The organism is Agrobacterium sp. 22-3639C2, from assembly GCF_053522105.1.
Genome location: NZ_JBNWDB010000002.1, coordinates 727210 through 743986, shown reverse-complemented (window position 1 = coordinate 743986; position 16777 = coordinate 727210). Strand labels below are relative to the sequence as shown.

At 60.7% G+C, this 16777-nt stretch carries 14 protein-coding genes; 6 read left to right on the top strand and 8 right to left on the bottom strand.

Annotation, left to right across the window (positions count from 1 at the left end; all coding sequences use genetic code 11):
• Positions 1-96 precede the first annotated feature (96 nt).
• The 8 genes from panB to ACQZ6D_RS11020 all read right to left on the bottom strand — a co-directional run bounded on the left by panB (position 97) and on the right by ACQZ6D_RS11020 (position 8954).
• A complete protein-coding gene (gene panB, locus ACQZ6D_RS11055) occupies positions 97-936 on the bottom strand; it encodes a 3-methyl-2-oxobutanoate hydroxymethyltransferase (RefSeq protein WP_111795396.1) in 840 nt (279 codons plus the stop codon).
• Positions 933-1811 (bottom strand): pantoate--beta-alanine ligase, encoded by an 879-nt coding sequence (gene panC, locus ACQZ6D_RS11050; protein ID WP_111795395.1) that lies wholly within the window; start codon positions 1809-1811, stop codon positions 933-935. The genes panB and panC overlap by 4 nt, the downstream gene beginning before the upstream one ends.
• Before the next feature lie 118 nt (positions 1812-1929).
• On the bottom strand, positions 1930-2706 hold the full coding sequence (locus ACQZ6D_RS11045; RefSeq protein WP_448729930.1) for an enoyl-CoA hydratase-related protein: 777 nt from the start codon (positions 2704-2706) through the stop codon (positions 1930-1932).
• On the bottom strand, positions 2696-3622 hold the full coding sequence (locus ACQZ6D_RS11040) for a hydroxymethylglutaryl-CoA lyase (protein WP_111795394.1): 927 nt from the start codon (positions 3620-3622) through the stop codon (positions 2696-2698). The genes ACQZ6D_RS11045 and ACQZ6D_RS11040 overlap by 11 nt, the downstream gene beginning before the upstream one ends.
• 1 nt (position 3623) lies before the next feature.
• Positions 3624-5609, bottom strand: a complete 1986-nt coding sequence (locus ACQZ6D_RS11035) for an acetyl-CoA carboxylase biotin carboxylase subunit (protein ID WP_111795393.1) — start codon at positions 5607-5609, stop codon at positions 3624-3626.
• A gap of 7 nt (positions 5610-5616) precedes the next feature.
• Complete coding sequence (locus tag ACQZ6D_RS11030) at positions 5617-7218, bottom strand: carboxyl transferase domain-containing protein (RefSeq protein ID WP_111795392.1); 1602 nt, start codon at positions 7216-7218, stop codon at positions 5617-5619.
• Between the two features lie 8 nt (positions 7219-7226).
• Positions 7227-8399 (bottom strand): isovaleryl-CoA dehydrogenase, encoded by a 1173-nt coding sequence (locus tag ACQZ6D_RS11025; protein WP_065659619.1) that lies wholly within the window; start codon positions 8397-8399, stop codon positions 7227-7229.
• Between the two features lie 81 nt (positions 8400-8480).
• The gene (locus ACQZ6D_RS11020; protein ID WP_003500312.1) at positions 8481-8954 is read right to left on the bottom strand and encodes an Lrp/AsnC family transcriptional regulator; all 474 of its coding nucleotides are present in this window, start codon (positions 8952-8954) and stop codon (positions 8481-8483) included.
• A gap of 137 nt (positions 8955-9091) precedes the next feature.
• Between ACQZ6D_RS11020 and ACQZ6D_RS11015 the strand changes: the two genes are divergently transcribed.
• From ACQZ6D_RS11015 to gpmI, 6 genes are all read left to right on the top strand, one after another.
• Complete coding sequence (locus ACQZ6D_RS11015; protein WP_111795391.1) at positions 9092-10300, top strand: acetyl-CoA C-acyltransferase; 1209 nt, start codon at positions 9092-9094, stop codon at positions 10298-10300.
• A gap of 12 nt (positions 10301-10312) precedes the next feature.
• On the top strand, positions 10313-11440 hold the full coding sequence (locus ACQZ6D_RS11010) for an acyl-CoA dehydrogenase family protein (protein WP_065704306.1): 1128 nt from the start codon (positions 10313-10315) through the stop codon (positions 11438-11440).
• 44 nt (positions 11441-11484) lie between these two features.
• Positions 11485-12723, top strand: coding sequence for a 3-methyl-2-oxobutanoate dehydrogenase (2-methylpropanoyl-transferring) subunit alpha (locus ACQZ6D_RS11005; protein WP_112959504.1), 1239 nt, complete (start codon positions 11485-11487; stop codon positions 12721-12723).
• Between the two features lie 3 nt (positions 12724-12726).
• The gene (locus tag ACQZ6D_RS11000; protein ID WP_013761697.1) at positions 12727-13740 is read left to right on the top strand and encodes an alpha-ketoacid dehydrogenase subunit beta; all 1014 of its coding nucleotides are present in this window, start codon (positions 12727-12729) and stop codon (positions 13738-13740) included.
• A gap of 2 nt (positions 13741-13742) precedes the next feature.
• Complete coding sequence (locus ACQZ6D_RS10995; protein ID WP_019564783.1) at positions 13743-14996, top strand: dihydrolipoamide acetyltransferase family protein; 1254 nt, start codon at positions 13743-13745, stop codon at positions 14994-14996.
• Between the two features lie 212 nt (positions 14997-15208).
• A complete protein-coding gene (gene gpmI, locus ACQZ6D_RS10990; RefSeq protein ID WP_019564782.1) occupies positions 15209-16726 on the top strand; it encodes a 2,3-bisphosphoglycerate-independent phosphoglycerate mutase in 1518 nt (505 codons plus the stop codon).
• Positions 16727-16777 lie beyond the last annotated feature (51 nt).

The window sequence follows — 16777 nt, the reverse complement described above, 5'->3', positions numbered from 1 at the left end:
ACAAAATAGATAGGTAGCAGATGCTCGGGACGAGCCCGAGCGTGACGAAGGTGAAGGTGTATGTCACCACCTCACCAACTCATCTGCGCCGTTCCCTCACTCCGCCGAAGGCGATTGCCTGCGGACCTGAAACGTGTGCTCCGGCCCCGGAAACGCACCGGAGCGCACCTCTTCGGCATAACCTGCCGCTGCCTGTGAAACGGTCGCACCCAGATCGGCGAAACGTTTGACGAATTTCGGTTTGAAATCGGTGAAGAGACCCAGCATGTCGTCGGAAACCAGCACCTGCCCATCGCAGGCCGGTGATGCGCCGATGCCGACAGTCGGGACGGAGAGTTTTTCGGTCAATTCGCGCGCAAGCGGCTCCACGGTACCCTCCACGACAATGGCGAAAGCACCGGCCTGATCGACCGCAATCGCATCGCGCCAGATTTTCTGCGTTTCCGCATCTGAATGTCCAAGAGAGCGGAAACCTCCGGCGGTGTGGACCAACTGCGGCATCAGCCCGACATGGCCGAACACCGGAATGCCGCGCGCCACGAGAAAGGCGATGGTTTCGGCCATTTCCTCACCGCCTTCCAGCTTCACGCCATCACAGCCGGTTTCCTGCATCAGCCGCACGGCGTTGCGGAACGCCTGTTCCTTTGATTCCTGATAGGTCCCGAAGGGGAGATCGACGATGACGCAGGCGTGTTCCACACCACGCATGACGGCGCGGCCGTGGGCGATCATCATATCCAGGGTGACGCCGACCGTCGTGTCCATGCCATAAAGTACCATGCCGACTGAATCGCCAACCAGCAGCAGGTCGCAATGCGGATCGAGCAGGCGGGCAATCGGCGTCGTATAGGCAGTAAGGCAGACGATGCGCGCGCGTCCTTTCATCTGCCGGATGGAGGCTGTCGTCAGCCGCTTCTGTTTCGCGTGCGTGCTCATCGTGCAGCCTCCTGTTTGCCTGTTTTATCACGTCCGATGACGCGGTTGTCGAGAAGGCGGGTGCTGCCGACCCGCACGAACAGTGCCACTAGCACAGGCCGCGCCTGCAGCGAAGCCACGGGGGCCAGCGTGTCGGGATCGCGCACTGCCACGACTTCGGGCAACGCCAGCTTCTCCTTGGCGATGAATTTTTCTATTGCTGCTTCGAACGCGGCCGGGTCGTCGCATCCCTCATTATACAGCCGCTCGGCCTCATCAAGCGCGCGCGGCACAATTACGGCGGCGGCACGCTCTTCAAGGCTCAGGTAGACATTGCGCGAGGAGCAGGCGAGCCCATCCGCCTCACGTACGGTGGCGACGGGAACGACGCGGACTGGCTGGGCGAGATCGTCCACCATGCGCCGGATCAGCGTTACCTGCTGGTAGTCCTTTTCTCCGAAATAGGCGGCATCCGGCTGCACGAGATTAAAAAGCTTGGTGACAACAGTCGTAACCCCGGCAAAATGCCCCGGCCGTACCGCACCTTCCAACTGGCTTCCCAGTTCCGGCACATCCACCACGGTCTGCATCGGGCGCGGATACATCTCCGTAACCTCGGGTGCGAAAAGAATGTCGACACCTGCCTCTTCCAGCAGCGCGCTATCGCGGGCGAGATCGCGGGGGTAACGGGTAAGATCCTCATTGGCTCCGAATTGCAGCGGATTGACGAAGATCGAGACCACCGTCACGTCGTTCTCCGCCTTCGCCCTGGCAACCAGCGTCAGATGGCCGATATGCAAAAAACCCATCGTCGGCACGAAGCCGACGGTCTTGCCATCGCGACGAAACGTGGCGGTCAGACCGCGCAACTCGGCGACGGTTTTTACAAGGCGCATAGGTTCTCCTCCGGCTCCCCGATCGCCCTCCGGCGAAAGGTGGTGGATAGAACTCGATTTGCCGAACGGGGTCAACGCGGCTGTGGGCATTATATCGATTAAGACCTTGAGCGGTGGTTCAGGACCCGCCAGCCCAGAGCGGCGGGCGTTTTCCAGCGAAGGCGTCTCTGCCTTCGCGCGCCTCCTCGCTGCTGCTGATCTTCGCGATGACGCTTTCGGCAAAGGCGAGCCGTTCACTGGCCGGCATGTCGCGCATCGTCAGCAGCGCTGCCTTTCCGGCGGCGACTGCGCCCGGCGCGTTCTGCCGCAAGCGGGCGAGTACTCCCTCGATCACGCCATCGAGTTCGGCACGTGGCGCCGTGCGGTTGATGAGGCCGATGCCTTCGGCCTCTGCGGCGGTGACCGGTTGCCCCAGATAGGCCATTTCGTGGAGGCGGCTCAGCGGTATTTTGGCCAGAAGTTTCGCCGCCACCATGGCCGGGAAAAGCCCGACGCGAACTTCCGGCAGGCCGAACTCAGCATGATCGGCGGCATAAGCGAGATCGCAGGCCGCGATAAGGCCTAGCCCACCCGCCAGCACCCGGCCATTGACGCGGGCGATGACGATTTTGTTGCAGGTCTCGATAGCGCGCATCACATTGGCGATGGGGTTCGTTCCGTCTCGCGAGAGGAACATGCCACCAGCGCTTTCCTTCAGATCGGCCCCTGAGCAGAAGCTACGGTCGCCCGCCGCCGTTATCACAACCGCACGCAGGTCGCCGTCGCTGGAGGCCGTCCGGACCGCATGCGTCAAGGCGTCCGTCATCGCGGCGTTCATGGCGTTGTGGACGTCCGGCCGGTTAAGCGTCAGCCACAGAACGTCCTTGCGCTTCTCGCTCAACAGCTCACCCACCATGTGCATTATCCTCCATCTTTACGGCAAGCAGTGCTTTACCTGCGCGTGCAGCATTTGCCCTGCCGAGATGGCGACTTATCCAGTCTCCCGTTCTCGCCACCGCCATCAGGTCGATGCCGGTTTGGATGCCAAGCCCGTGCAGCAGATAAACAACGTCTTCGGTGGCGACATTGCCGCTTGCGCCCGGCGCAAAGGGGCAACCGCCGAGCCCGGCCACGGAGCTGTCGAACACACAAATACCTTCCTCAAGCGAAGCCAGCACATTGGCGACGCCCTGCCCATAGGTGTCGTGGAAATGCATGGCGAGTTTTTCGCGCGGGATGCGGGTCGATACATGTTGGATGAGCTTGCGGATTTGCCCGGCAGTGCCGACACCAATCGTATCGCCGAGCGAGATTTCGTAGCATCCCATGGCGACAAGCGCTTCGGCCATCGCCGCCACATCTTCGGGTGCGACTGCGCCGTCATAGGGGCAACCGGCGATGCAGGAGACATAGCCGCGCATGCGGATGTTACGGCTGGCCGCTGCCTCCGAAACATCGCGCAGGCGCTCGAGGCTTTCGGCGCGCGAACAGGCGATATTGTGCTGGCTGAAGCCTTCGGATGCGGACACGAAAACGGCTATCTCCGTCACACCGGCTTCAACGGCGGCCTCGAAACCCTTGATATTGGGAACGAGCGCCGGATAGCCGGTATTAGGATGTCGTTTGAGGCCTAGAAGCACCTCCTTCGACCCTGCCATTTGCGGAACTTTTTTTGGCGAAACGAAGGCTCCTGCCTCCACCGCCGCCAATCCGGCCGCAGCCAGCCGCTCGATCAACCTGATCTTGATGGCGGTGGGAACCTCAGCAGTTTCGTTTTGCAGGCCATCACGTGCGCCGACCTCGACGATCTTGACGGTTTTGGGCAAGGCCATCTCATGCGCCCTCCGGTTCGAAATCCACCAGCATGGCGCCGGCTTCGACCATATTACCTTCGGCGCAGTTGATGGCGGTGACGGTGCCTTTTGCTGGCGCACGGATAGTGTGCTCCATTTTCATCGCTTCCATAACCACAAGCGCGTCACCGGCCTCAACCGCTGCGCCCTGCTGGCTTAGAATGGCGCGGATGACGCCGGGCATCGGGGCTTCCAGACCGCCGGTATGGGTGGAGGTATCCGCTACATCGACGGGGTCGGGCTGGCTGATGTGATAGTGCTCGCCATCCAGAAAAAGCGCGTGGCCGTTATCGCTGGCAAAGAAACGGCACTGTCTTTGCCTGCCATCGACGGTAGCCCGCAGTGTGCCGTCTTGTGAGATGCTGCCATGTGCGCGGATAGCCCGCGTGCCGATCTCCAGTGAAAAACCATCTTGCTCATGTGTAACGGCGACATCGACCGGCCGTTGATCCAGGACGAAACGCAGGGTTTCCCTCGCTGGCGCATTGAGGCGGAAAGAGTTCGTATTGTTCCAAGGGCTATAAGGATCGGCCTGCGGCTTGGCCCCGTTCCGGCGTGAGAGAAGCAGGCCGAGCGTGGCCAAAGCTATTTCGTTCTCGCTCGTGGCTCCGGGGGCAAAAAGCGCCGCTTCGTTGCGGGCTATGAAGCCGGTATCGAGTTCGGCGGCGGAGAAAGCATCCAGCCCCGCAAGCCGTGTTAAAAAGGCGGCATTGCTGGTGACGCCGCAAATAGCCAGTTTTTCGAGTGCAAGACGCAGACGTCGCACGGCAGACGGACGGTCGTAGTCCCAGACGATCAGCTTGGCGATCATCGGATCATAGTGCACGCTGATGGCGTCGCCGGTGCGTATGCCGCTATCTATCCTAAGGTGAGGTCCTTCTTCCGGAAAGGCGAGGTGGCTGACCGTGCCGATTGACGGCAGAAAATCATGCGCCGGGTCTTCGGCGTAAATCCGTGCCTCGATGGCATGGCCGTTGATGCGCAGATTGCCCCAGTCGTCCGGCAGCGCCTCTCCATTCGCAACACGGATCTGCCATTCGACCAGATCGAGCCCGGTAATATATTCCGTGACCGGATGCTCGACCTGAAGCCTCGTGTTCATTTCCATGAAATAGAACGCGCCGGACGGGTCGAGCAGGAACTCCACCGTTCCAGCCCCGCGATAGTCGATGGCGCGGGCGGCGGCGACCGCCGCGTTGTACATGCGTTGCCTGAGCGTATCGGGCAGGCCGGGGGCAGGGGCCTCCTCTATGACTTTCTGGTGCCGGCGCTGGATCGAGCAATCGCGCTCGAAAAGCGAAAGACAATTGCCATGGCCATCGGCAAAGACCTGCACCTCCACATGTCGCGGCCGTTCCAGATATTTCTCGATCAGCATACGGTCATTGCCGAAGGCGGCGAGCGCTTCGCGTTTTGCGCCGGCAAGCTCTGCCGCAAATTCACGCTTTTCACGGACAACGCGCATGCCCTTGCCACCGCCGCCAGCTGAAGCCTTGAGTAAAACCGGATAGCCGATGGCTTCTGCCTCGCCGGCAAGCTTTTCGTCGGCCTGATCCTCGCCGTGATAGCCGGGCACCACGGGAACGCCCGCCTGCGCCATAAGCGCCTTCGCCTCGCTTTTTCCGCCCATGGCGCGGATGGCATCGGGTGTCGGGCCGATGAAAATGATGCCGGCAGAGGCGCAGGCTTCGGCGAAACCGGCATTCTCCGAGAGAAAACCGTAACCGGGATGAATGGCTTGCGCGCCGCTTGCCTGTGCGGCGGCGATGATCTTTTCAGCATCGAGATACGACGAGCGGGCAGGTGCAGGACCGATCGCAATGGCCTCGTCGGCCAGCGCCACATGCATGGCGTCGCGGTCGGCATCCGAATAGACCGCGACGGTGCGGATGCCCATCTTGCGGGCGGTGCGGATGATCCGGCAGGCGATTTCGCCGCGGTTGGCGATCAGTATTTTTGAGAACATTGTCGCCTCACATCCTGAATATGCCAAAACGGGTGGGTTCAATCGGCGCGTTCAGCGCGGCCGACAGGCCAAGGCCGAGCACGAGGCGGGTGTCCTTCGGGTCGATGATGCCATCGTCCCACAGCCTTGCACTGGCATAATAGGGGTGACCTTCCCGCTCGTATTTTTCCCGGATCGGCTGTTTGAACGCCTCCTCGCCCTCCTTGGACCAGTGGCGGCCATCCGCCTCGATACCGTCGCGCCGGATTTGCGCCAGAACGGATGCCGCCTGCTCGCCGCCCATGACGGAAATGCGGGCATTAGGCCACATCCACAAAAAGCGCGGCGAATAGGCGCGCCCGCACATGCCGTAATTGCCCGCACCGAAGGAGCCGCCGATAATGACGGTGAATTTCGGCACTTTAGCCGATGCAACGGCCGTAACGAGCTTGGCGCCATCCTTCGCGATACCATCAGCCTCATAGGCCTTGCCGACCATGAAGCCGGTTATGTTCTGCAAGAAAACCAGCGGAATGCCGCGCTGGCAGCAGAGTTCGATGAAATGCGCGCCCTTCAGCGCCGATTCCGAAAACAGAATGCCGTTATTGGCGACGATGCCGACGGGATAACCGTGGATATGGGCGAAACCGCACACAAGCGTCGTGCCATAAAGCGCCTTGAACTCGTCGAATTCGGAACCATCCACCAGACGCGCGATGATCTCGCGCACCTCGAAAGGCTTGCGCGTATCGGTGGGCACGATGCCGTAAAGCTCCTCCGATGGATAAAGCGGTTCTGCGGGTTCGCGAATATCCAGCTCCACGCGTTTGCGGCGATTGAGGGTGGAGACGATCCTTCGGGTCAGCGAAAGCGCGTGGCGGTCATCGTGGGCATAGTGATCAGTCACGCCGGATTGCCGCGAATGCACATCCGCGCCGCCCAGTTCTTCCGCGCTCACCACTTCGCCCGTTGCGGCCTTCACCAGCGGCGGGCCGCCGAGGAAGATCGTGCCCTGATTTTTGACGATCACGGACTGGTCGCTCATAGCAGGTACATAGGCCCCGCCAGCCGTACAGCTTCCCATCACTACTGCGATCTGGGCGATGCCTGCCGCCGACATATTGGCCTGATTGTAGAATATGCGGCCGAAATGATCGCGGTCGGGAAAAACCTCGTCCTGATTGGGAAGGTTCGCACCGCCGGAATCCACCAGATAAATGCAGGGCAGGTGGTTGTCGGCAGCGATCTCTTGCGCGCGCAGATGTTTCTTGACCGTCAGCGGATAATAGGTGCCGCCTTTCACCGTCGCGTCATTGGCCACGATGACGCATTCACGGCCTGCGACCCGGCCGATGCCGGTGACGATGCCGGCGGCCGGAACGGGTTCGTCGTAGACCTCGTATGCTGCGAATTGCGAGAATTCGAGAAACGGACTGCCGGGATCGAGCAGTGCCTCTATCCGGTCGCGCGCAAGCAATTTGCCGCGTGACAGATGCCGTTCGCGCGCCTTGTCGCCGCCGCCCTTGGAGATTTTTTCGACATGCTGCCGCAGGTCATCCACCAGGCCCGACATGAAGGTGACGTTGGCGGAAAAGGTAGGATCGCGGTTCAGACTGGATGTAAGCTTCATCGCATTCCTCACCCATTGCCTTTGACCAGTTCGCGGCCGATCAGCATCCGGCGGATTTCGCTGGTGCCCGCGCCGATTTCATAAAGCTTGGCGTCCCGAAGCAAGCGACCCGCCGGGCTTTCATTGACATAGCCGGAACCGCCGAGAAGCTGGATCGCATCCAGTGCAACTCGCGTCGCCCGCTCGGCGGCAAACAGGATCGCACCTGCCGCATCCTGCCTTGTGATGCGGCCATTGTCGCAGGCGCGCGCCACGGCATAGACATAGGCGCGGGAGGCGTTCATGGCCGAATAGATATCGGCAAGCTTTCCCTGCACCAGCTGGAATTCGCCGATCGGCTTGCCGAATTGCTTGCGCTCGCGCGCATAGGGCAGCACCAGATCGATAGCCGCCTGCATGATACCAACAGGGCCGGCAGCCAGAACGGCGCGTTCGTAATCAAGCCCGCTCATCAATACCGTCACGCCGTCGTTCAAACGCCCGAGGATGTTTTCCTCCGGTACCTCGCAATCCGTAAACACCAGTTCGGAGGTGGGTGAGCCGCGCATGCCAAGCTTGTCGAGTTTTTGTGCGGGGCGAAAACCCTTGAAGCCTTTTTCGATCAGAAAGGCCGTGATGCCACGCGCACCGGCGGACATGTCCGTCTTGGCGTATACAACCAGCGTGTCTGCCTCGTGGCCGTTGGTGATCCACATCTTTGTGCCGTTCAGCACATAGACGTCGCCCTTACGTTCCGCCTTCAGCCGCATCGAGACGACATCCGAGCCGGCCTCCGTCTCGCTCATGGCGAGCGAACCGACATGCTCGCCCGACACCAGCTTGGGCAGATATCGCCGCTTCTGCTCTTCCGTTCCCCAGCGATGAATCTGGTTGATGCAGAGGTTGGAATGGGCGCCATAGGACAGGCCGATGGACGCGGAAGCGCGGCTTATCTCCTCCATCGCCACGCAATGAGCGAGATAGCCCATGTCAGCACCGCCGAATTCCTCCGAAACGGTAATGCCGTGCAGACCGAGTTCACCCATCCGCGGCCAGAGCTGGCGCGGAAACTGATCGTTGCGATCAATTTCTGCGGCGAGCGGCGCTATTTCATCGTCGGCGAATGCTCTTGCGCTGTCGCGCAATGCTGCGATTTCCGGGCCGAGATCGGCATCGAAAATGGCGGCGAGGTTCAAACTCATCGCGTCTCCTCCTCCGGACGGCCGTTTATCTCCGTCCCTCTCGTCAGCGGCCGGCACCTCCTCCGTGCTGGCAACTCTCATTTATGGCGCGTCACCTCCGGTGAAGGCGGCGGAACGGCGCACGAATGTCTTGATGGCGAAATTGGACTGGATGCGCGACACACCGGGAACCGTGGTCAGGAAATCCAGAAGCTGCTGATAATGCGGTAGATCCCGCACCATGGCATGAATGAGATAGTCGGAACTGCCGCTCGTCTGGTAGCCGCCCACCACTTCCGGAATGGAGGCGACATGGTGCTCGAACGTCGTCAGCGCTTCCTTGATCTGCCGTTCCAGCGTGACGGAAATGAAGACGCCCATATTGCCGAGCAGCCGGTTCTCATCGAACACGGCGGTATAACCGCGAATGATACCTTCTTCTTCCAGCTTGCGCACGCGGCGCAGTGTCGGCGTGAAGGAAAGCCCGATCCGGGCCGCCAGATCGCGCCAGCTCACACGCCCGTCATCGCCAAGCACATGGAGAATCTTCTGGTCGAAACTGTCGAGCTCAATCATGGATCATTTGCTCTATGATATGACTAATTGTTGGATCAAAGATATCGCCAATCAAAAAACTGTCAATCAAAATAGCTTTGAAATGAATTCGAGATAGTGATAGCGTTCACGTCAGTCGCGGTCTGGAGGAGATAGCGATGACGGTCGTTCTCTCGGTGGGAGGATGGCCAAGGGAGGTGAATTTGGCTGTGCATGACCCTGTCGTTATCGTCGGGGCCGCCCGTACTGCTATGGGTGGGTTCCAGGGCGAATTCAAATCGGTGGCGGCGTCCGATCTTGGGGCGGCGGCAATCCGCGCGGCCGTCGAACGGGCTGCAATTTCTTCCGCTGACATTGACGATGTGCTGATGGGCTGCGTGCTCTCAGCCGGGCAGGGACAGGCTCCTGCCAGACAGGCAGCGATTGCCGCCGCCATTCCCAACTCGGTTGGCGCAACAACAATCAACAAGATGTGTGGCTCGGGCATGAAAGCGATCATGCTGGCACATGACCAGCTTGCGGCGGGAAGCTCTTCCATCGTGCTTGCAGGTGGCATGGAAAGCATGAGCAACGCCCCCTATCTGCTGGACCGCGCCCGCAACGGCTATCGTCTTGGCCACGGCAAGCTCACCGACCACATGTTTCTCGACGGTCTCGAAGACGCCTATGACAAGGGCAGGCTGATGGGGACTTTCGCTGAAGATTGCGCGCAAGAGTATCAATTCACTCGCGCGATGCAGGATGATTTTGCGCTCGCCTCACTGGAACGGGCACGACGCGCCATAGAGGAAGGTGCGTTCGAAGCGGAAATCGCGCCTGTTGGCGATGATGGCGTGGACGAGTTGCCGGGGAAGGCAAAGCCGGAAAAGATACCGCAGCTGAAGCCCGCCTTTCGCGACGGCGGAACGGTGACGGCGGCGAATTCCAGTTCCATCTCGGATGGTGCAGCCGCTCTCGTTCTCACGCGCCGTTCCGAAGCGGAAAGACGAGGCCTTTCACCGCTGGCGACCATAATCGGTCAGGCCTCCCATGCGGATGCACCCGCCAGATATCCGACGGCTCCCATCGGCGCGATGACAAAGCTGTTCGAAAAAACCGGCTGGTCGGCGAAGGATGTCGATCTGTTCGAAATCAACGAGGCCTTCGCGGTTGTGGTGATGGCGGCCATGCGTGATCTCGATCTGCCACATGAGAAGGTGAATGTGCATGGCGGCGCCTGCGCGCTCGGCCATCCCATCGGGGCTTCCGGTGCACGCATCGTCGTCACGTTGCTGGCCGCTTTGCAGCGTCACGGACTGAAACGCGGCGTTGCCGCCGTCTGCATCGGCGGCGGCGAGGCGACTGCGCTTGCGGTCGAGCGGCACTGAAGGGAGGCGGAGATGATCCTGAACGAAGCCCAGCAACAGATCAGGGACATGGCCCGCGATTTCGCCCGCGAGCGGCTCACCCCCGGCGCTTCCGCGCGCGACCGGGAAAGCCGGTTCCCGAAAGACGAGCTGAAAGAAATGGGTGAACTCGGCTTTCTCGGCATGCTGGTCTCGGAGGACTATGGCGGGTCGGAAACCGGTGCTGTCGCCTACGCCCTGGCGCTGGAGGAAATCGCTGCCGGTGACGGCGCCTGTTCCACCATCATGAGCGTCCACAATTCGGTTGGCTGCGTGCCGATCCTGAAATTCGGCACGGCAGAGCAGAAGCAGCGCTTCCTCCCCAAGCTCGCCTCCGGCGAATGGATCGGCGGTTTTGCGCTGACCGAACCGCAGGCCGGTTCCGACGCCTCCAATCTGAAGACAAAAGCGCGGCGCGATGGCGACCGCTATATCATCGACGGCGCAAAACAGTTCATCACGTCGGGCAAGAACGGCGATGTCATCATCGTTTTTGCCATCACCGATCCGGCTGCCGGCAAAAAAGGTATCACGGCCTTCATCGTGCCGACAGATACGCCCGGTTACGAGGTAATCAGGATCGAGGAAAAACTCGGTCTGCATTCTTCGGATACCTGCCAGATTGCCTTTACCGACATGGCGGTCCCAGCCGAATTGCGGCTCGGTGAAGAGGGGCAGGGGTATCGCATCGCGCTCGCCAATCTGGAAGGCGGTCGTATCGGCATTGCCGCACAGGCGGTTGGCATGGCGCAGGCGGCTTTCGAGGCGGCGCGGGATTATGCCCGCGAGCGCAAGGCCTTCGGGCAAGCAATCATCGAGCATCAGGCCGTGGCGTTCAGGCTTGCGGATATGGCAACGCGCATAACGGCGGCGCGGCAACTGGTGCTGCATGCGGCGGCGCTGAAGGAAGCGGGCGAGCCCTGCCTTTCGGAGGCCTCGATGGCCAAGCTTTTTGCCTCGGAAATGGCAGAGCGTGTCTGCTCGGACGCCATCCAGATTCACGGCGGTTATGGCTACATGGCAGATTATCCGGTGGAGCGGATCTATCGCGATGTACGCATTTGCCAGATTTACGAGGGAACCAGCGATGTCCAGCGCATGGTCATCGCGCGAAACCTCTGAAAATTGTTTCGTCGTCTGGAGGAGATGGCGATGGGAGGAGTAGAATGGATATTACCGAAACCACGCATCTCAGCCTGCATGTTCCCGAACCAGCGGTGCGGCCAGGCGACCAGCCGGATTTCTCCAATGTGAAGATACCCAAGGCCGGCTCCGTGCCGCGCCCGGAGGTGGACGCAGCACCTGAAGACATGCGCGATCTGGCCTATTCCATCATCCGCGTCCTCAATCATCAGGGTGAGGCTGTCGGCCCGTGGGCCGGGCTGCTTTCGGATGAGGATTTGCTCGTCGGCCTGAAGAACATGATGCGGCTGCGGGCTTTCGATGCCCGCATGCTGATGGCACAGCGGCAGGGCAAGACCTCCTTTTACATGCAGCATCTGGGTGAGGAAGCGGTCAGTTGCGCCTTCCGCAAGGCGCTCTCCAAAGGCGACATGAATTTCCCGACCTACCGGCAGGCGGGTCTGCTGATCGCCGACGATTACCCGCTCGTCACCATGATGAACCAGATCTATTCCAACGAACTGGACCCGCTGCATGGGCGGCAATTGCCGGTTCTTTACTCCTCGAAGGAGCATGGCTTCTTCACCGTGTCGGGCAATCTTGCCACGCAATATGTACAGGCGGTCGGCTGGGCGATGGCATCTGCCATCAAGGGCGATACGAAGATCGCGGCAGCATGGATCGGTGACGGCTCAACGGCGGAATCGGATTTCCACTCGGCGCTCGTCTTCGCCTCCACCTACAAGGCGCCGGTCATCCTCAACATCGTCAACAACCAATGGGCCATTTCCACCTTTCAGGGTATCGCGCGCGGCGGTTCCGGCACCTTTGCGGCCAGAGGCCTGGGCTTCGGCATTCCGGCGCTCCGGGTCGATGGCAACGATTATCTCGCTGTTTATGCCGTGGCACGCTGGGCGGTGGAGCGGGCGCGGCGCAATCTCGGACCGACGCTGATCGAATATGTGACCTACCGTGTCGGTGCGCATTCCACTTCCGACGATCCGAGCGCCTATCGCCCCAAGACCGAGTCCGAGGCATGGCCACTGGGTGACCCGGTTCTGCGGTTGAAGAAACATCTCATCCTGCGCGGCGTCTGGTCGGAGGACCGGCACCGGCAGGCGGAAGCGGAAATTGCCGACGAGGTGCTTGAGGCGCAGCGTGAGGCGGAAAGCCACGGTACGCTGCATGAGGGCCGCAAGCCGCCAAAGAAGGATATTTTCGAGGGCGTTTACGCCGAGATGCCGCCGCATCTCGCCCGCCAGCGCCAGAAGGCAGGGTGGTGAGACATGACAAGAATGACGATGATCGAAGCCGTCCGCAGCGCCATGGATGTGTCCATGGAGCGCAGCGACGATGTGGTGGTTTTCGGTGAGGATGTGGGCTATTTCGGCGGCGTGTTTCGTGCGACGCAGGGCTTGCAGGGCAAATATGGCAAGACCCGCTGTTTCGACGCGCCGATCAGCGAATCCGGTATTGTCGGCACGGCCATCGGCATGGCCGCTTATGGCCTGCGCCCCTGCGTCGAAATCCAGTTCGCGGATTACATGTACCCGGCCTATGACCAGATCACCCAGGAAGCGGCGCGCATTCGTTATCGCTCCAATGGCGATTTCACCTGCCCCATAGTCCTGCGCATGCCGACCGGCGGCGGCATTTTTGGCGGGCAGACGCATAGTCAGAGCCCGGAGGCGCTTTTTACCCATGTCTGCGGGCTAAAGGTGGTGGTTCCCTCCAATCCTTACGACGCCAAGGGGTTGCTGATCGCCTCGATCGAAGACCCGGATCCGGTGATGTTTCTGGAGCCGAAGCGGCTTTATAACGGTCCCTTCGACGGCCATCACGACCGGCCGGTAACGCCATGGTCGAAGCACGAGATGGGCGAGGTGCCGGAAGGGCATTACACCATTCCGATCGGCAAGGCCGAAATCCGCCGCGCCGGGCAGGATGTCACTGTCATCGCTTACGGCACCATGGTGCATGTTGCGCTCGCCGCAGCGGAAGAAACGGGCGTGGATGCCGAGATCATCGATCTGCGCAGCCTTTTGCCACTCGATCTGGACACCATCGTGAAGTCCGTTGCCAAGACCGGCCGCTGCGTCATGGTGCATGAGGCAACGCTCACGTCAGGCTTCGGCGCGGAAGTCGTGTCGCTGGTGCAGGAACACTGCTTCTATCATCTGGAAGCACCGGTCGTCCGTGTGGCTGGTTGGGATACGCCTTATCCCCACGCGCAGGAGTGGGATTATTTTCCGGGGCCGGCCCGCGTCGGGCGCGCTCTCGTCGAAGTCATGGAGGCCTGAAGATGGCGGAATTTGTTATCACTATGCCTGATGTCGGCGAAGGTGTTGCGGAAGCCGAACTGGTGGAATGGAATGTCAAACCCGGCGATCCCGTGCACGAGGATATGGTGCTGGCCGCTGTGATGACCGACAAGGCGACGGTTGAAATCCCATCGCCGGTTGCGGGCGTCGTCACATGGTTGGCAGCGGAGGTGGGTGATACGGTGGCGGTTAAGGCGCCGCTGGTGCGCATCGAAACCAATGCCTCCGCTGTTGCTGCTGCCCCCGCGGATGTGACCGAGCCGGAAGCGCCATCCGACATGACGGAAGAGCCGCCAGCGGCTGAAATCCAGCCCGCCCGCGAAATACAGGATGCGCCGCCTTCCCCTGAGGTGGAACACCATAAACCTCTGGCGTCGCCAGCCGTTCGCCAGCGCGCCGACGATCTCGATATCGATCTCGGACAAGTGAGGGGAACAGGGCCGGACGGGCATATCACCCACGCCGATCTCGATACATTTCTGACCGCACGGTCGCAATCTGAGCGGCCCGCTGCGCCGATAGCTTCCCGCGATAGCGCTGTCGAAGAGGTGAAGGTGACAGGGCTGAGGCGCAAGATCGCCGAGAAGATGACGCTGTCCGTCTCCCGCATTCCCCACATCACCTATGTCGAGGAAATCGACGTGACCGATCTGGAGGATTTGCGCACGACCATGAATGGCAACCGCCGGTCAGGACAGCCGAAACTGACGATCCTGCCGTTCCTGATGCGCGCACTTGTGAAAACGGTCGCCGATCATCCCGGCATGAATGCCACCTTCGATGACGAAAAAGGGGTCGTCAGTCACTACGAAGCGGTGCATATCGGCATAGCCACGCAGACACCTACGGGGCTGATGGTCCCGGTCGTTCGCCACACGGAAGCGCTCGGCCTTTGGGAGTGTGCTGCTGAAGTTGTGCGCGTGGCCGAGGCGGCGCGCACCGGCGCCGCGCAACGGGACGAGTTGACGGGGTCCACCATCACCATCAGCTCGCTTGGCCCCCTTGGCGGTATCGTTTCGACGCCCATCATCAATCACCCGGAGGTGGCGATCATCGGCGTGAACAAGATCGTGACGCGACCGGTCTGGGATGGCAGCGGTTTCGTGCCGCGCAAGATGATGAACCTCTCCTCCAGTTTCGATCACCGGGTCGTCGACGGCTGGGATGCCGCCGTCTTCATTCAGGCTATCAAGGCGCTGCTGGAAAAGCCGGCGCTGATCTTCATCGACGGCTGAGCTTCGTTCGAAAAGGATTTTCTTCCGTGAAGCACTTCAGCTTCACGGAACTGTTTCGGTGTCGGTATAGGCTTGCGTTCGCGATCTTCGAGTATAGAAGAGAAAGAACGAGAAGCGTGTTTTCTCATCATGATCATAGTGGCGGACGGGGGCGCTCCGGTGCCCAGCGCTTCGCTGTTCATCGGCAACCGAATGAAGAAGAAGGTCCTTTCATGAGCACTCCCAAACCCGTTGTCCTGACTATTCTCGATGGCTGGGGACTGAGCGAGGACACGTCCAGCAATGCGCCGGTACTGGCAAACACGCCCACCATGGATCGGCTTTTCGCCACCTGCCCGAATGCGCGGCTGACCACCTTCGGCCCGAATGTCGGCCTGCCCACCGGGCAAATGGGCAATTCGGAAGTTGGACACACCAATATCGGCGCCGGTCGCATCGTCGCCATGGATCTTGGCCAGATCGATCTGGCTATCGAAGACGGCAGCTTTTTCAGGAACGCTGCGATGCTCGATTTCGCCGCCAAGGTGAAGGCTGCGGGCGGCGTGGCGCATGTGATGTGCGTCGTTTCCGATGGCGGCGTTCACGGCCACATCGTCCACGGTCGGGCGGCGGTGAAGCTGCTGACCGATCTGGGTTTGAAGGTCGTCGTGCACGCCATCACCGATGGTCGCGATGTCGCGCCGCAGTCCGCGGAAGGCTTCGTCGCCGCATTTGCGGCAAGCCTGCCGCAAGGCGCCAGCATTGGCACGGTGATCGGCCGTTATTATGCGATGGACCGCGATAATCGCTGGGAGCGTGTTGAAAAGGCCTATGACGCCATGGTTCTCGGCCGGGGCGAACATGCGCCGGACGCGGTGAGCGCCGTTGCCGCAAGCTACAAAAATGATGTTACGGACGAATTCATCCTGCCAACGGTCATCGATGGTTACGAAGGCTTCAAATCGGGCGACGGTCTCTTCTGCCTGAATTTCCGTGCCGACCGCGCTCGTGAAATCCTGCTTGCCATCGGTGCGGATGATTTCGACGGGTTTGTCCGTGAAAAGCCAGTGCTTTCGGCGCTGCTTGGCATGGTGGAATATTCCACCAAACATGCGACCTTCATGACGACGGCTTACCCTAAGCGCGATATCGAAAATACGTTGGGCGCGTGGGTTGCCAAGCAGGGTCTGCGGCAGTTCCGACTGGCCGAGACGGAAAAATATCCGCATGTCACTTTCTTCCTGAATGGTGGCAAGGAAGAACCTGAAGTGGGCGAAGACCGCTTCATGCCGAAGTCTCCCAAGGTTGCGACCTACGATCTGCAGCCGGAAATGAGCGCGCCTGAGGTGACGGAGAAATTCGTCGAGGCGATCGGCAAGGGTTACGATCTCATCGTCACCAATTACGCCAATCCCGACATGGTGGGCCATACCGGCGATCTGCAAGCCGCGATCAAGGCTTGCGAAGCCGTGGACCGGGGGCTCGCCGCAGTCGTTGCCGCTCTGGAAAAGGTTGGCGGCGCCATGCTGGTGATTGCCGACCACGGTAATTGTGAAACCATGGTTGACCCGGTAACTGGTGGCCCGCACACCGCGCACACCACCAATCCGGTGCCGGTGATCCTGTTCGGCGGACCTGAAGGCGCGAAGCTGCATGACGGTATCCTTGCCGATGTCGCTCCCACGCTGCTGCAATTGATGAATGTGCCGCTGCCTGCGGAAATGACGGGCAAAAGCCTGATCGACCTGTAATCCAGCGATGATGCGCGAGAGCCTGCTGCTCTCGCGCATGTCCAGGCAAGG

Bases quoted from the DNA above. Each gene is read 5' to 3' on its own strand.
- panB (WP_111795396.1), bottom strand. From the start codon at position 936: ATGAGCACGCACGCGAAACAGAAGCGGCTGACGACAGCCTCCATCCGG.
- panC (WP_111795395.1), bottom strand. From the start codon at position 1,811: ATGCGCCTTGTAAAAACCGTCGCCGAGTTGCGCGGTCTGACCGCCACG.
- ACQZ6D_RS11045 (WP_448729930.1), bottom strand. From the start codon at position 2,706: ATGGTGGGTGAGCTGTTGAGCGAGAAGCGCAAGGACGTTCTGTGGCTG.
- ACQZ6D_RS11040 (WP_111795394.1), bottom strand. From the start codon at position 3,622: ATGGCCTTGCCCAAAACCGTCAAGATCGTCGAGGTCGGCGCACGTGAT.
- ACQZ6D_RS11035 (WP_111795393.1), bottom strand. From the start codon at position 5,609: ATGTTCTCAAAAATACTGATCGCCAACCGCGGCGAAATCGCCTGCCGG.
- ACQZ6D_RS11030 (WP_111795392.1), bottom strand. From the start codon at position 7,218: ATGAAGCTTACATCCAGTCTGAACCGCGATCCTACCTTTTCCGCCAAC.
- ACQZ6D_RS11025 (WP_065659619.1), bottom strand. From the start codon at position 8,399: ATGAGTTTGAACCTCGCCGCCATTTTCGATGCCGATCTCGGCCCGGAA.
- ACQZ6D_RS11020 (WP_003500312.1), bottom strand. From the start codon at position 8,954: ATGATTGAGCTCGACAGTTTCGACCAGAAGATTCTCCATGTGCTTGGC.
- ACQZ6D_RS11015 (WP_111795391.1), top strand. From the start codon at position 9,092: ATGACGGTCGTTCTCTCGGTGGGAGGATGGCCAAGGGAGGTGAATTTG.
- ACQZ6D_RS11010 (WP_065704306.1), top strand. From the start codon at position 10,313: ATGATCCTGAACGAAGCCCAGCAACAGATCAGGGACATGGCCCGCGAT.
- ACQZ6D_RS11005 (WP_112959504.1), top strand. From the start codon at position 11,485: ATGGATATTACCGAAACCACGCATCTCAGCCTGCATGTTCCCGAACCA.
- ACQZ6D_RS11000 (WP_013761697.1), top strand. From the start codon at position 12,727: ATGACAAGAATGACGATGATCGAAGCCGTCCGCAGCGCCATGGATGTG.
- ACQZ6D_RS10995 (WP_019564783.1), top strand. From the start codon at position 13,743: ATGGCGGAATTTGTTATCACTATGCCTGATGTCGGCGAAGGTGTTGCG.
- gpmI (WP_019564782.1), top strand. From the start codon at position 15,209: ATGAGCACTCCCAAACCCGTTGTCCTGACTATTCTCGATGGCTGGGGA.